This is a genomic window from Pelomonas candidula (assembly GCF_043555985.1).
In the GTDB taxonomy this organism is placed as follows: Bacteria; Pseudomonadota; Gammaproteobacteria; order Burkholderiales; family Burkholderiaceae_C; genus Pelomonas; species Pelomonas candidula.
On the sequence record NZ_JBIGIC010000006.1, the window covers coordinates 157,834 to 172,178 of the forward strand.

The 14,345-nt window shown below is 68.2% G+C and carries 14 protein-coding genes and 2 riboswitches; of the genes, 4 read left to right on the forward strand and 10 right to left on the reverse strand.

The window, feature by feature from the left end:
- Positions 1-14 precede the first annotated feature (14 nt).
- The 10 genes from ACG04R_RS13940 to ACG04R_RS28660 all read right to left on the reverse strand — a co-directional run bounded on the left by ACG04R_RS13940 (position 15) and on the right by ACG04R_RS28660 (position 8,080).
- Positions 15-428 carry a DsrE family protein gene (locus tag ACG04R_RS13940; protein WP_394411332.1) on the reverse strand — a complete coding sequence of 138 codons (414 nt, stop codon included), beginning with the start codon at positions 426-428 and terminating at the stop codon, positions 15-17.
- Between the two features lie 22 nt (positions 429-450).
- Positions 451-960: a GlcG/HbpS family heme-binding protein gene (locus tag ACG04R_RS13945; RefSeq protein ID WP_394411335.1), complete on the reverse strand. Its 510-nt coding sequence runs from the start codon at positions 958-960 to the stop codon at positions 451-453.
- 14 nt (positions 961-974) lie between these two features.
- Positions 975-2,714: a thiosulfohydrolase SoxB gene (soxB, locus tag ACG04R_RS13950; protein ID WP_394411338.1), complete on the reverse strand. Its 1,740-nt coding sequence runs from the start codon at positions 2,712-2,714 to the stop codon at positions 975-977.
- 7 nt (positions 2,715-2,721) lie between these two features.
- Positions 2,722-3,354, reverse strand: a complete 633-nt coding sequence (gene soxX, locus ACG04R_RS13955) for a sulfur oxidation c-type cytochrome SoxX (RefSeq protein ID WP_394411341.1) — start codon at positions 3,352-3,354, stop codon at positions 2,722-2,724.
- A gap of 10 nt (positions 3,355-3,364) precedes the next feature.
- Positions 3,365-4,186 carry a sulfur oxidation c-type cytochrome SoxA gene (gene soxA, locus ACG04R_RS13960; RefSeq protein ID WP_394411344.1) on the reverse strand — a complete coding sequence of 274 codons (822 nt, stop codon included), beginning with the start codon at positions 4,184-4,186 and terminating at the stop codon, positions 3,365-3,367.
- A 41-nt stretch (positions 4,187-4,227) separates the two neighbouring features.
- A complete protein-coding gene (gene soxZ, locus ACG04R_RS13965; RefSeq protein WP_394411347.1) occupies positions 4,228-4,539 on the reverse strand; it encodes a thiosulfate oxidation carrier complex protein SoxZ in 312 nt (103 codons plus the stop codon).
- A gap of 143 nt (positions 4,540-4,682) precedes the next feature.
- Positions 4,683-5,150, reverse strand: a complete 468-nt coding sequence (gene soxY, locus ACG04R_RS13970) for a thiosulfate oxidation carrier protein SoxY (RefSeq protein WP_394411350.1) — start codon at positions 5,148-5,150, stop codon at positions 4,683-4,685.
- Positions 5,151-5,217: 67 nt separating this feature from the next.
- On the reverse strand, positions 5,218-6,303 hold the full coding sequence (locus tag ACG04R_RS13975; protein WP_394411353.1) for a c-type cytochrome: 1,086 nt from the start codon (positions 6,301-6,303) through the stop codon (positions 5,218-5,220).
- On the reverse strand, positions 6,287-7,648 hold the full coding sequence (gene soxC, locus ACG04R_RS13980) for a sulfite dehydrogenase (protein ID WP_394411356.1): 1,362 nt from the start codon (positions 7,646-7,648) through the stop codon (positions 6,287-6,289). Before soxC ends, ACG04R_RS13975 begins: the two co-directional genes overlap by 17 nt.
- 249 nt (positions 7,649-7,897) lie before the next feature.
- Positions 7,898-8,080 (reverse strand): winged helix-turn-helix transcriptional regulator, encoded by a 183-nt coding sequence (locus ACG04R_RS28660; RefSeq protein WP_474103657.1) that lies wholly within the window; start codon positions 8,078-8,080, stop codon positions 7,898-7,900.
- A 285-nt stretch (positions 8,081-8,365) separates the two neighbouring features.
- Here ACG04R_RS28660 and ACG04R_RS13985 point away from each other — a divergent pair, with 285 nt between their 5' ends.
- The 4 genes from ACG04R_RS13985 to ACG04R_RS14000 all read left to right on the forward strand — a co-directional run bounded on the left by ACG04R_RS13985 (position 8,366) and on the right by ACG04R_RS14000 (position 14,082).
- Entirely contained in the window at positions 8,366-9,229 is an 864-nt protein-coding gene (locus ACG04R_RS13985; RefSeq protein WP_394411359.1) for an LpxL/LpxP family acyltransferase, read from the forward strand.
- Positions 9,226-10,146, forward strand: coding sequence for an aspartyl/asparaginyl beta-hydroxylase domain-containing protein (locus ACG04R_RS13990; RefSeq protein ID WP_394411362.1), 921 nt, complete (start codon positions 9,226-9,228; stop codon positions 10,144-10,146). Before ACG04R_RS13985 ends, ACG04R_RS13990 begins: the two co-directional genes overlap by 4 nt.
- Before the next feature lie 95 nt (positions 10,147-10,241).
- The gene (locus ACG04R_RS13995; RefSeq protein WP_394411364.1) at positions 10,242-13,484 is read left to right on the forward strand and encodes an amidohydrolase family protein; all 3,243 of its coding nucleotides are present in this window, start codon (positions 10,242-10,244) and stop codon (positions 13,482-13,484) included.
- 106 nt (positions 13,485-13,590) lie between these two features.
- Positions 13,591-14,082 (forward strand): DUF5675 family protein, encoded by a 492-nt coding sequence (locus ACG04R_RS14000; RefSeq protein ID WP_394411367.1) that lies wholly within the window; start codon positions 13,591-13,593, stop codon positions 14,080-14,082.
- Between the two features lie 22 nt (positions 14,083-14,104).
- A riboswitch (glycine riboswitch) is annotated at positions 14,105-14,189 on the forward strand.
- A gap of 20 nt (positions 14,190-14,209) precedes the next feature.
- A riboswitch (glycine riboswitch) is annotated at positions 14,210-14,319 on the forward strand.
- Positions 14,320-14,345 lie beyond the last annotated feature (26 nt).

Here is a 14,345-nt window from a genome sequence, read left to right on the forward strand (position 1 = left end):
CGTGTCGAGGCCGCTCAAGGCTTGATGTAGGCGTAGCCCGCCTTCTGCAGCTTCACGAGGCGCACGACGCCGGAGGGCGTGTAGTCGGCTTCCAGCACGAACTGGTCCTTGCTCAAGCCCCGGTTCTTCAGCGTGATCTCGCAGACCTCGAAGCGCACGCCGCGCGCCTTGAGTGCCGAGACCAGCGGCGCGAACTCGGTGCCGTTCGGGGCCTTGGCGCCTTCCATGAGCATGTCCACGCCCTCGGCGTGGGTGACCACGGTGATCTGCGCCGAGGGGTCGGTGTCGAGGTGGTTGCGGATGTTGCGCAGCCCCTTGAGGCCCTGCGCCGCCGCGTTGTCGAAGTGGTAGACGACCAGGTCGCCCGCCCAGGCCAGCGGCGCGGCGAGGAGCAGGCTGAACAGGACGAGCACGAAGCGCTTGTGCATGGAGTTCTCCTCGGGGTGGCGATCAGCCGTTCAACTCGATCAGCTCCGTCACGGCCTTGACGCCGGCTGCGGCGCAGGCGTCGTCGGCCTCGCCGCCGGGCGCACCCGAGACGCCGATGGCGCCGACCACCGCGCCCGCCGCCTCGATGACCTGGCCACCACCGATGGCCATCACCTGGGCCGACTGGCGGATGCCGCTCATAGGCTTGCCCGCCTGGGTTTCGGCGGCCAGGGCGGCGGTGGACATGCGAAAGCTCGCGGCCGTCCAGGCCTTGCGCGGGGCGATGTCAAGGGTGTGCGCGCCAGCGAAGCGGTCGCGCAGCAGCACCTGCACGAGTCCGCTGCGGTCCACCACCGCGACGGCGACCTGGTGCCCGGCCGTCCGGCAATGCGCCATCGCTGCGCGGGCGGCGACCAGGGCGGTCTCGGGCGTGAGCTGCTGCGTGGCGAAGAGCGGCAGTGCGTCGGCCGCATTGGCGGCGCCGGCGCAGCCCAGGGCCAGGGCCGCGAGTGGAGCGAGCAGTGCGCGCATCACGATCTCCTCGTTCAGGAAGGCATCAGGCCGGGGTTGCCCTGCATGGCGATGAGCTTGGGCGTGTTGATCGTGCGCGGCTTCACGCGGCCGCCCTGGCTGCGCAGCCAGGCCTCCACATGTTCCCAGACGGGCTTCACGCCCGGCGCGTTCCTGGCGTCTTCGGCCACCGGAGCCCAGCCGGCCACCTTGTAGCGCTTGTCGGCCTCAATGGGCCTGCCGTTCAACCGCATGTCGGCAATGCGCCGGCCCATGGCCTCGGTGGGCTGCATCGTGTAGGTCAGGCCCCCGACGCGCACCATGTCGCCGCCTTGCTGGTAGTAGGGGTCGGGGTTGAAGAGGTTGTCCGCCACGTCTTCGAGGATGGTCTTGATCGTGGTGCCCGTCATCTCGGTGAGCGTGGCGTAGGGGTAGGTGATGGCGAGCTGGTCCATCAGCAGCTCGCGCGTGATCGTGTCGCCCGGCAGCAGGCTGGTGCCCCAGCGGAAGCCCGGCGAGAAGGCGATGTCGGCGCCCTGCACGTCCATCAGCGCATCGCAGATGAGCTGGTCCCAGCTGCCGTTGAAGTTGCCGCGGCGGTAGAGCAGCCCGTCGGTCACGGCCAGCTGTTCGTTCAGGCGCTGCTCGAACGGCGCGCGGACCCGGGTGATCAGCGCCTGCATGTCCGCATCGGGCCGCAGCTGGTTCGCGAAGACGGGCAGGAGGCGGTAGCGGAAGTCGACCAGCCTGCCGCCCTTGACGTCGAAGTCCATCACGCCGAGGAACTTGCCGTTGCTGCCCGCGTTGGTGACGAGCGTCGTGCCACCCGCGTTGCCGACCGGCACGGCCACGGGCACGCCGTCGTGGGTGTGTCCGCCGAAGATGGCGTCGATGCCGCGCACGCGTGAGGCCATCTTGAGGTCGACGTCCATGCCGTTGTGCGACACGACGCAGACGAGCCGGGCGCCCGCCGCGCGGGCGTCGTCCACCACCTTCTGCATGTTGGCGTCCTGGATGCCGAACTCCCAGTCGGCCACCAGGTAGCGCGGGTTGGCGATGGGCGTGTAGGGGAAGGCCTGGCCGATGATGGCCACAGGCACGCCGTTGATCGTGCGCAGCGTGTAGGGCTTGAACACCGGGTCGCCGAAGTCGGCCGTCTTGACGTTCTGGGCCACGAACTCCACGTTGCCGGCGAAGTCCTTGTCGACGATCTCCTTCACCCGCTCCATGCCGTAGGTGAACTCCCAGTGCCCGGTCATGATGTCCACGCCGAGCAGCTTGCAGGCGTCCACCATGTCCTGCGCATTCGTCCAGAGCGACGTGGCCGAGCCCTGCCAGGTGTCGCCGCCGTCGAGCAGCAGCGCGCCGGGGCGGCTGGCCTTGAGGCGCTTGACCAACGTGGCGAGGTGAGCGAACCCGCCCACCTTGCCATAGCGGCGGGCGGCCGTATCGAAGTTCAAGGCCGTGAAGGCATGGGCCGACGCCGTGCCGGGGCGCATGCCGGCCGCCTTCAGCAGCCGCTCGCCCACCAGGTGGGGCAGCTCGCCCTGCATGCTGCCAATGCCCAGGTTGACGCTGGGCTCACGGAAGTAGATGGGCTGGAGCTGCGCGTGGCAGTCCGTCATGTGCAGCAGCGAGACGTTGCCGAAGGGCGGCAGGTCGTAGAGCCGGGCTTCTGCCTTTTCAGTGGACGCCTCGGCCACCTGGGACAGCGGCAGGCCGGCCGCGGCGGCGCAGCCGAGCACCTGCAGGAAATCGCGCTTGGACAGGGACATGGCCAGCCTACTGGTTCACCGGGGACTTGGGGTCCAGCAGCAGGGCCATCACGTCGCGGATCTGCTGCTCGTTGAGCAGCTCGGCATGGCCGAAGCGCGGCATGTTGGAGCAGGCCGAGTAGGCCTTGCTGTTGTAGAGCTTGCCCCAGGTGTACTTGACGATGGCGGCTGCGGCCGGGGCCGCGGGGTCGGTGACGCCGCGCAGCTTGCCGTAGTTCCAGAGGCTCGGGCCGATCGTGCCGAAGGAGATTTCCTTCTTGTCGATCTGGTGGCAGTTGTAGCACATGGCCCCGTTCTTGGCGGGGGCAGCGCTGGCATCCGTCCAGGTCATGCCGCGGCCGTTCTGGGCCAGCTTCTCGCCTTCCTTCCAGTCACCGATGTACTGGCCGTCAGCCGGCCACTTGATGGTGGCCATCTGGGCGGCTTCGATCTTTTTCGTGACCGCCGCGGAGGGGGGCTTGGCCTGGGAGCAGGCTTTCTGCGCATCGTCCTGGTTCAGGCGGTCGAGCTTGGCGATGCCTTGCTCGCGGAAGGACGCACGCATCATCGCGTCGGCCTGCTGGTCCAGTTGCTTGGCCGTCTGGGCATGGGCGCTGGCGGCCGTGAGCAGGGCCAGGGCCGTGAGATGTCGGATCTGCATGTCGGTCTCCTCAGCGCTTGATGGCGGGGGCGATGGACTCGGCGCCCTTGGCGTTGACGCCCATGTAGACGCCCAGCGCCACGGTCACGTCGGAGGCGAAGCCGGGGTAGGGGAAGCGCTGCTGGCGGAAGCAGTCGTTCAGCCGGCGCTGCATGCTCCACAGCTCGCCGCTGGAGACTCGGTAGGCGGGCCAGGCTGCGAAGCCGACGCCGTCGCCCGGGTTCTTCGTGAGGTTGGGCAGGTCCTGCAGGCGGATGCGCTTGCCATCCTCGCCGTGGCAGCTGGCGCAGGAGAAGTCCATCGGCCCGCCGCGGTAGAAGAAGGCGCGCTTGCCCAGCTCGTAGAAGCGCTTCTCCTCGGGATGCTTCTGCGGCAGTTCCATCTTCATGCCGCGCGACATGGACGAAATCCAGGCCGCCAGCGCGGTGACCGTGGCCTGCTCGCCCTTGTCGAAGGGCGTGGCGGCGATCTCGGCGGCGTCGAAGCCCTGCAGCGTCTGCATGCAGCTCAACAGGCGCGACTCGAGGTCCTGTACCTTCTTCGTGTCGGGGAAGAACCGCGGCAGCTGCACCCAGGCGCCCTTGACAACGCCCGGGCCCAGGCCGAGGTCGCAGGCCTCCAGCGACGCGTGCCTGGGCCCGCGAGGCGTCTTCCAGAGATCCTCGCCCTTGGCCTCGAAGAGTTCGGCGGGGTTGCCGTCCTCCAGCATCTTGCGGTACTCGGCGATGCCGTCCGCCGCGGACTTGGGCGGCGGCGGCGTCTGGGCCACCAGGGGTAGGGTGGCGGTGGCACTGGCCGCGATGGCGGCGAACGCAATCAGTCTTGAGCGCATGGGGCCCTCCTGCAGTGGCGAACGGGCGGATCGGCCGACGATCAGGAGACCGTGGCTTCGTCGGTGCGGGTCTCGCCGCGGTTGTCGCGCCAGGTGATGGCGATCTTGTCGCCAGCCTTGGCCCCCTTCACGACGAACTGCAGGAAGGGATTCTTGGATACCGACGGCCCCCACTCGGCGGTGAGCACGGGCTTGCCGTTGAGTTGGGCCGTCACTTCCTGGATGAACCAGGCCGGGATGGTCTTGCCGGACGCGTCCTTGCGGAGGCCCGTTTCCATCTCGTGGCTCATCAGCACACGGACGGTCGTCTTGTCGCCGGCCGCCTGGGCTCGGATGCGCATGGGATCAGGCATGTCTTGTCTCCTGTTTACGTGGCGTTCAGTTGGGCATCCCGGCCCCCGCGGGGGCTGAGGACGGACCGTGCCTGCCGAAGCCCTGCAGCGCCTGGGCGCAGAGCGGTCCCGGCCAGGGCAGGCCTTGGAGGAGGGGCTTCATGTCAGCCGCCGCAACCGCCGAGGGTGACCTTCACTTCCTTCTGGGCATACAGCACGCGGCCGTCGGCCATCAGCGCCACGGCGAGCACGTTGGACGACTGGCCCATCTTGACCCGCGTCGTGAAGCTGGCTTCGACGGACTCGTTCACGTCGAACGCGGCGGACAGCACGCTGGGGTTCTTCTCGACCAGCAGCAGCAGCCGCTTGACGCCGGGCAGCGACGTCGACCCGCCCACGGGCACGACGGCGCCGTTCTCGGCGATGTCCGGCGCCGTGATGGTCACGTCCTTGCTCTCAACGGGCGCGCCGGCACCCAGCGCCTTCATCAGGTCGGCGATGGTCTTGGCCTCGAAAGCCGCGGTGGGGTAGGCCGCCAACGCGGCGCGCGGCAGCAGGCCCAGGCCGCCGAGCATCAGGGCCACCTGGGCGGAACGGGCAAGTGCCATGCGGCGGTTCAGGTGGTTCGTCATGGGAGTCTCCTTCAGGCGGTCCACGTTAGAAGTCTTGGTGGGGGAATGCATGCGGGCTATCCAGGGGTCAGTGGCTGGCCGCACCCGCGGCGAGCCAGCTCGCGAGCGTTGCGAGATCTGCGTCGGACAGGGGCTGGGCGGGCATCGAGACCGCGCCCCAGACGCCCTGGCCACCGGCCTTGATCTTGCCGGCGAGATAGGCCTGGGCGTCGGCTCGACCGGCGTACCTGGCGGCGACCTGCCTGAAGCCGGGCCCGACGAGCTTTTGCTCCATGCCGTGACAGGCCGTGCAGGCGTGCTGCTTGAGCAGGGCCAGCGCGCCGGCGGCAGCATTCGGTGCCGTGGGCGCAGCGGGCGCCGCAGCCACGGTGGCCGGCCCGTCCCGGCGCGCGCCCGGCGGCCGGGTCGTGTCGATGCCGCGCTGGGGGCCGACCAGGCGCTGCTGCTCGGCGAGGTTGCCGTTGTTGTTGCGGGCGAAGTCGGGCAGCAGGGAGGCCACCCTGGGCTCGGCGCCGCAGTCGTGCATGCAGGCCGTGGCCTTCACGTCGAACGCGCCAGGCTGGCCCATGCCCTTGCCAGGCCACATCGCATGCGCCGTGGTCATGCCGTTGCGATTGGGCATGCGCTTCTGGACCTCGGCGATGTTGGCGTCGCTCAGCGTGAACCCGTCGGGCACGATGCCGCCCAGGTTCAGCAGATACGCCGTGACCGCATAGACCTCGTCCGTCTTCAGCGACTTCGGCGCGTTCCACGGCATCGCGCGGTTGATGTAGTCCCACAGTGTCGAGACCGTGGAGACCTTCATCAGCGTCGTGCGGCCGGGGAAGGTGGTGTCGTTCAGACGTGCGACGCGGCCTGTCTTGATGTCCTCGGCGGTCGTGCCGCCCACGAGCGGGGAGAACACTTCATTGCTTTCGCCGAACACGCCGTGGCAGGAGGCGCACTTGGCCTCCCAGAGATCCTGCCCCTGGGCCACGCTGCCCGCGCCCTTGGGCAGGCCCTTGAAGTCCGGGCGGACGTCGATGTCCCAGGCCTTGATCTCGGCCGGCGTGGCGGCGCGGCCGATGCCCGGATAGGCCGGCTGGGCCGAGGCCGTCGCCAAGGCCATGGCGCCGAGCAGCGCCACGCACAGACGCTCAGGAGAGCTGGACATTGCGGACCTCCCCGCTTTCCTCGACCAGCCAGGACTGGATGGCGTTGTTGTGATAGATCGACCGCGTGCCGCGCACCGCGCGCAGCTGCCGTGTGCCGGGCTGCACGTAGCCGGTCTCGTCCATGGCGCGGCTCTGGAGGATGGCAGGCTTGCCATGCCACTGCCAGTCGAGCGTGAAGCGCGTGAGGCACTTGCTCATGACCGGGTCCTGCAGGCGCGCCGTGCGCCAGTTGCGGCCGCCATCGGTCGTCACGTCCACGCGCTTGACCTTGCCGCGGCCCGACCAGGCCAGGCCGCTGATCTGGTAGTAGCCCCTGTCGAGCAGCAGCTGGCCGCCGGAGGGCGTCGTGATCACGCTCTTGCATTCCTGCGTGCTGGTGTACTGCCGATGCAGGCCGCCGGGCATGAGGTCGACGTAGTGAACGGTCTCGTCCTTGGTGCCGTAGGGCTGGTCGCCCACCTCCAGGCGCCTGAGGTACTTGACCCAGCTCACCCCTTGCACGCCGGGCACGACCAGGCGCAGCGGATAGCCCTGCTCGGGCCGGAGCATCTCGCCGTTCTGGCCGTAGGCGACGAACACCTCGCCGCTCTCCACCAGCTCCATCGGCACCGTGCGCGTCATGCTGGAGCCGTCGGCGCCCTCGGCGAGCACGTAGCGGGCGCGCTTGTAATCGACGCCGCACAGGTCGAACAGCACGCGCAGCGGCACGCCGGTGAACTCGCTGCAGCTGAGCATGCCGTGGGTGTACTGGCAGGTGGGCACAGCGACATTGCCCCACTCCATGCCCGTGTTGGCGCCGCACTCGATGAAGTGGAAGCGGCTCACGCTCGGCAGCCGCATCAGCTCGTCCATCGTGAAGACCAGCGGCTTGTTCAGCAGCGTGTCGTCGCTGCCGTTGATCATCAGCCGGTGCCTGGACGGATCGATGTCCCACCAGCCCTGGTGATGGCGTTCGAAGTGGAGCCCGCTGGGCGTGACGATGCCGAACAGCGATTGCAGAGGCGCGAAAGACACGGAGGCCTGCGCCGTCTGCGTGAGGCCCGGGCTCGGCCGGCGCTGGACATTGGCCTCGTACCGGGAGGGCTTGCCGTAGCCTTCGGTCGCCACGGCCTGGCCCAGGCCGCGGCTGTGCTCCGGCAGGGTCAGGATGGCGGGGTCGCCGGCCGGGCCTGCCTGCGCGGCAGCAGCAGCCGACCCGCCAGCAAGCGCGGCAGCGAATGCGTGACGCACGAAGTCGCGTCGCCCCTGCCTGGCCTCGTCGACCACGGCGCGGACGCCGTCCGGCGTCAGGAAGTTCTCGGGCGCCTTGCGCAGGCGACCCGACGGAAAGGACTCGTGAGTCACGATGGCATCTCCCCTGAAGAGCGGCGCCCGCCGGCGGGGGCAATGCGCGCTGCCTGAATCGAGCACGGCATGGGAAGCCTTGTCTCCTGCGGCACGGTCCCGGGGACCCTGCCTGGGTTCATGGTGGCGACGTGCCGCCATCGGCGCATCGCCATCGATGCTGCTCCGCAGCAACATCAGCATTTCTTTATATTAACGATTGCGTATGTAATGAACCCTGGTGGCAACCCTAGGCCGTCCCGGCGGGGCTCAGCTCAGGCCCAGCGCCTTGAGCCGTCGGTAGAAGGTGCGCTCGCTGGGACCGAGGCGCTCCGCCACCTCCCGGCGACTGAGCCGGCCGTCCTGCACCAGGCGCCGGGTCTCCGCATCCAGGTCGCGCGCCGGCGCGAGCGGTGCCGGGCACGCGGGTGCCGCGGACGCCGCCGGCGGCATCGGGTGAGGGCCGCCGGTAGGAAGATCGTGTCGCGGTTTAGGGCGACTCGAGGGGGGAAATCGTGTCGGCTCGCTGCGGGCACGAAAGGACCATTGGCGCCTGCTGCAGCCCACGGGCCATCCGACCAAGCAGCCTGCGCGACCTCAAATTATGTCGTCAATGTGCATTATGTAAACTAACGAGCGCGTGAAGAAGAAGTCCTTCCGACCCACTACGATGCCGCCCCTGAACTTAGGGATGCGGATGATGCCGTGGATGGATTTAGCTGAGGTGCTTGCGTGGGCGTGAAGCTGGTGGTCGGCTTCGTCTGGTTGTTGAGCTGGCTGCCGTTCCGCGTGATCTCGGCACTGGGATGGCTGCTCGGCAACCTCGTTGCTGCCGTGCCGTCCTCACGCCGGCACATTGGCGAAGTGAACCTCAGGCTGGTGCTGCCCGACTGGACGCCCGCAGCCCGCGCCCGGCTGCTGCGCCGGCATTTCGTCGCCATGGTGCAGATGCTGCTGGAGTACGGCTACTGCTGGTTCGCGTCGCCCGAGCGGCTCAAGCGGTTGATGCGCATCGAAGGCCTGGAGCACCTGCGCGCACTGGATGGCCGCAACGTCATCTTGATGATGCCTCACTTCACCGGGCTGGATCTGGCCGGTCTGCGCGTATCGATGGAGACGCCCGTCGTCAGCATCTACTCGGTGCAGAAAGATCCGTGGCTCGACGCCTTCTTCCGCGCCAGGCGGCTGCGGCTGGGAACCGGCATCATCTTCGCGCGCCAGCAAGGCACGCGGCCCACGCTGCGGGCTCTGAAGGACGGCTACCGGCTTTACTACCTGCCCGACCAGGACTTCGGCCAGCGCGACTCGGTCTTCGTGCCGTTCTTCGGCGTGCCGGCCGCCACCATCGGCGGGCTGTCACGCATGGCCGCCGTCACGAAGGCGGCCGTGCTGCCTTGCTACCCGCGGCGCGAGGCCGGTGGCTACACGCTGGTCATCGAGCCGGCGCTGGAGAATTTCCCGACCGATGACGTTGTCGCCGACGCGACGCGCATGAATGCCGTCATCGAGGCTCAGGCGCGCCGACAATTGCACCAGTACTTCTGGCTGCACAAGCGCTTCAAGTCCCGGCCGCCCGGCGAACCGGACTTCTACGGCAAATGACCCACGACATCCCCTACGTCAAGCTCACCATCGTGGCGATCTTCATCGCCAGCACGGTCTACGTGCACTTCCGCGGCCGGGTGCGTCTGCGCTTCTTCCGCCAGTTGATGGACCACTCGACCTTCATGGCGCCCATCAACTGCCTGATGTACATGTTCTCCAAGCTACCGGCCAAGCCCTACCTGCCGGTATCGGGCTTCCCGGAGCTGAAGCTGCTGGAAGACCATTGGCAGGACATCCGCGCCGAGGCCTACAAGCTGGCCGAGGCGGGCGAGATCAAGAAGAGCGACAAGTACAACGACGCCGGCTTCAACAGCTTCTTCAAGACCGGCTGGACGCGTTTCCACCTGAAGTGGTACGACGAGGCGCACTCGTCGGCCCGCGCGCTGTGCCCCGTGACGACCGAACTGCTGCAGCGCATCCCGACCGTGAAGGCCGCGATGTTCGCCGCCCTGCCCCCCGGCGGCCGGCTCGTCACGCACCGTGACCCCTTCGCCGGTTCGCTGCGCTATCACCTGGGCCTCGTCACACCCAATGCCGACAGCTGCTACATCTCGGTCGACGGCGAGCGCTACTTCTGGCGCGACGGCGAAGGCGTCATCTTCGACGAGACCTACCTGCACTACGCCGAGAACCAGTCGGACATGATGCGCATCATTCTCTTCTGCGACATCGAGCGGCCGCTGAACAACCCGGTGGCGCGCTGGTTCAACCACTTCATCAGCCACACGCTGATCCGCGCCGCGTCCGCGCCCAACTCGGACACCGATCGCACCGGCGGCATCAACAAGCTGTTCGCCTACGTGCAGCAGGTGCGCCTGTTCGGCAAGCGCATCAAGGCGAAGAGCCGCTTCGCCTACTACGCGCTGCAGTGGGTCATCTTCGGCGGCCTGCTGGTCTGGTGGCTGTTCGGCTGACCGCCGAGCCCCTGGGGTTTGCCCGCCCGTGACGAACGATCAGGCAAGACTCCCTTCGCTAGCATCGAAGGTTTTGGTTCTCCCAAATACCTTCCATGCCTCGTCTGAACGTCGCCCCTGCCCTGCTGCTGGCCGCCGCCCTGGCCGCCCACGCGCAGGACGCATCCAAGCCCGCCCCCTGGAACGTCAACGCCCCGCCCGGCGTGGCCAAGACGGCCGGCATCGACGTGCGGACCGGCACGTGGATGAGCGTAGACGTGAGCCCCGACGGCAAGACCCTCGTCTTCGACCTGCTGGGCGACCTCTACATGCTGCCCATCGGCGGCGGCGAGGCCAAAGCACTGACGCACTCCATCGCCTGGGAACAGCAGGCGCGCTTCTCGCCTGACGGCAAGCAGATCGCCTTCCTCAGCGACGCCGGCGGCGGCGACAACCTGTGGGTCATGAGCGCCGACGGCAGCGGTGCCCGCGCCGTCACGAAGGAAGACTTCCGGCTGCTGAACAACCCGGTCTGGCATCCCAGCGGCAAGTACCTGCTGGCGCGCAAGCACTACACCGGCACGCGCAGCGCCGGCTCGGGCGAGATCTGGCTGTTCGCCGTGGACGCCGACGCCGCAAAAAACAAGGGCGTGCAGCTCAACGAGAAGCCCAACTGGCAGAAGGACCTCGGCGAGCCGGCCATATCGGCCGACGGCAAGTACCTGTACTACTCCCAGGACACGACGCCCGGCCGCACGTTCGAGTACAACAAGGACGGCAACGGCGAGATCTACAAGATCTTCCGCCAGGACCTGTCGGACGGCTCCGTCGAGCCCTTCGTGCAAGGCCCGGGCGGCTCGGTGCGGCCCACGCCCTCCCCCGACGGCAAATACCTCGCCTTCGTGCGTCGCGTGCGCAACCAGAGCACGCTGTTTCTGAAGGACCTCGCCACCGGCGTCGAACGTCCGGCCTGGAGCGGTCTGTCACGCGACCTGCAGGAGATCTGGGCGATGTGGGGCGTCTACCCCAGCTTCGCGTGGCTGCCCGGCAGCAAGGAGCTGGTGGTCTGGGCGGAAGGCAAGATCTGGCGCGTCGACCCATTCAAGGGCTCGGCCACCGAGATCCCCTTCCACGTGAAGGACACGCGCGAGCTGCGTGAGCCGATGCGGTTTGCGCAGGACGTGGCGCCCGAGAAGTTCGCCGTGCACCAGCTGCGCGGCGCGCAGGTGTCGCCGGATGGCAGGCGCGTCGTCTACTCGGCACTGGGCTCGCTGTACGTGAAGGATCTGCCTGACGGCAAGCCGCGCCGGCTGACGAAGCAGGATGAGGCCTTCGAGTTCGCGCCGAACTGGTCGCGCGACGGCAAGAGCCTCGTCTACGCGACCTGGCGCGACGACACGCAGGGCACCATCAGGCGTCTGGATCTCGCGTCGGGCAAGGAGACGGTGCTCGTCAAGGAACCCGGCAAGTACCTCGAACCGCGACTGTCGCCGGACGGCAGGCAGGTCGTCTACCGCAAGGTCAAGGGTGGCGGCCTGACCAGCCCGTGGTACAGCCTGGACACGGGCCTCTACATCGCCGCGGCGGACGGCTCGGGCAAGCCCGAACGCATCAGCAAGGACGGCAGCAGCCCGCAGTTCGGCGCCCGCAGCGACGAGGTCTTCTTCACGAAGACCAGCAGCACCAGCGAGGTCGATCAGCGCTTCTCGCTGATGCGGCTGCACCTGCGTGACCACAGCGAGACCGAGGTCGCGCGCAGCGACTCGGCCAGCGAATACAGCGTGTCGCCGGACGGCCAGTGGCTGGGCTTCGTCGAACGCTTCCACGCCTATGTGACGCCACTGCCCGCCGTCCAGGGCCAGGCCGGCAAGACCATCACCGTCGGCGCCAAGATGGACGCGCTGCCGGTGCGCCAGCTCGACGTCGATGCCGGCCACGACCTGCACTGGAGCGGCGACAGCAGCAAGCTGCAATTCACGCTGGGCGACGAGCTGTTCACGGCCAGCGCCGCCGGCAAGGAGAAGGCCACGAGCCAGAAGATCGGCTTCGAGCAGGCCAGCGACAAGCCCGCCGGCAAGGTCGCGCTGACCGGTGCCCGCCTCGTGACGATGAAGGGCGATGAAGTGATCGAAGGCGGCACCGTCGTCGTCGATGGCAACCGCATCGTCGCCGTGGGCAAGGACGTTGCCATCCCGGCCGACGCGAAACGCATCGACGCCACCGGCAAGACCATCGTGCCCGGCTTCATCGACGCCCACTGGCATGGCGCGATGAACGACTCGGGCCTGATCCCGCAGCAGAGCTGGGTCAACCTCGCGTCGCTGGCCTTCGGCGTGACGACGCTGCACGACCCCAGCAACCTCAACAGCGCCATCTTCACGCAGGCCGAGATGCAGCGCGCCGGCCTCGTGCTGGGCCCGCGCATCTACTCGACCGGCACCATCCTGTACGGCGCCAAGACGCCGTTCATGTCGGTCGTCAACAGCCTGGACGACGCGCTGACCCACCTGAACCGCCAGAAGGCCGAGGGCGCCATCAGCGTGAAGAGCTACCAACAGCCGCGCCGCGACCAGCGGCAGCAGGTGCTGGAAGCCGCACGCCGGACGGGCCTGATGGTCGTGCCCGAAGGCGGCGCCCTGTTCCAGAACAACATGACCATGGTCGTCGACGGCCACACGACGGTGGAGCACGCGCTGCCCATCGCCGAGGTCTGGGACGACGTCAAGCAGCTGTGGAGCCAGCAAGCGACCGGCTACACGCCGACACTGAACGTCGGCTACGGCGGCCTGGACGGCGAGCACTACTGGTACGCCCGCACCGACGTCTGGAAGCATCCGCTGCTGAGCCGCTACGTGCCGCGCTCCGTGCTGGAGCCACGCTCCGTGCGCCGCGAGACGGCGCCGGAGGAGGACTTCAACATCATCCGCGTGGCCCGCACGGCGACACAGCTGTCGCGCGCCGGCGTCAACACGATGATCGGCGCCCACGGCCAGCGCGAAGGCCTGGGCACGCACTGGGAGATGTGGATGTTCGTGCTGGGCGGCATGACGCCGATGGAGGCGCTGCGCACGGCCACCATCAATCCGGCTCGCAACTTCGGCTTCGACAAGGACCTGGGCTCCATCGAGCCCGGCAAGCTGGCCGACCTCGTCGTCATCGACGGCAACCCGCTGGCCGACATCCGCCAGAGCGACCGCGTCGCCCAGGTCATGCAGAACGGCCGGCTGTTCGACGCGCAGACGTTGAACCAGATCGCGCCCGTGGCCAAGGTCCGCAAGCCGCTGTTCTTCGAGGGCTCGGATGGCAAGACGATGCCCATCGACGGCGAGGCGCTGGAGTCGGGGCACCTGGGCGACTGAACCTGGGCGGGCCGGCGCCTTCCACAAGATGGAGGGTGCCGGCAAGTGCGAGGCCTCCCATACTCGCCGCGGCCGCCAGCGTCGGCGGCGTCAGCCAGGAGCCCGCATGCAGATCCAGGTCTTCCGCAAGACATTGACCGCCAGCAGCACCATCGGCGAGCTGCACCTCGACGGCCAGTTCGAGTGCTACACGCTTGAGGACTGCGTGCGCCCGGTCAAGATCAAGGGCATGACCGCCATCCCGGCCGGCAGCTACGAAGTCGTCATCAACTTCTCCGAGCGTTTTCAACGGCTGCTGCCGCTGCTGCTGAACGTGCCCAACTTCGACGGCGTGCGCATCCACGCCGGCAACACCGCCGCCGACACCGAGGGCTGCCTGCTGGTCGGCCAGACCCAGTCGGCAGACTTCATCGGCAAGAGCCGCGCCGCCTTCGACGCGCTGTTCCCCAAGCTGCAGGCCGCCGCCGCGCGCGAGAAGATCTTCATCAACATCCTCATGCCCGACGCCGGCGCCCCGGCTGCGCCGGCTCGCCTGGCCATGACCCGCCCGGCCGCAAAGAAGGCCGCCACCAAGGCCGGCAAGAAGAACAAACGTTGAGCGCCTCGGGCCGCGGCTAGAATGCCGCCCGTCAGGAGAGCGCCCCGGTGCAGTTGGGGGCCGCCGAAGGCGCAACAACGCTCAGGCAGAAGGACTGACAAGACGCGGCGGGTGACAGACACTCGACGCGTTCCTCACTGGAGAGAGGCTGGCCCCTGAGCCAGCCCACCGAAGGGGCAAGCCCGTGGCGATTCGCCAAGGGTCAATCTCTCAGGTACCAGGGACAGCGAGGACATCCACACCCGAAATCCCCCTCGGAGCTC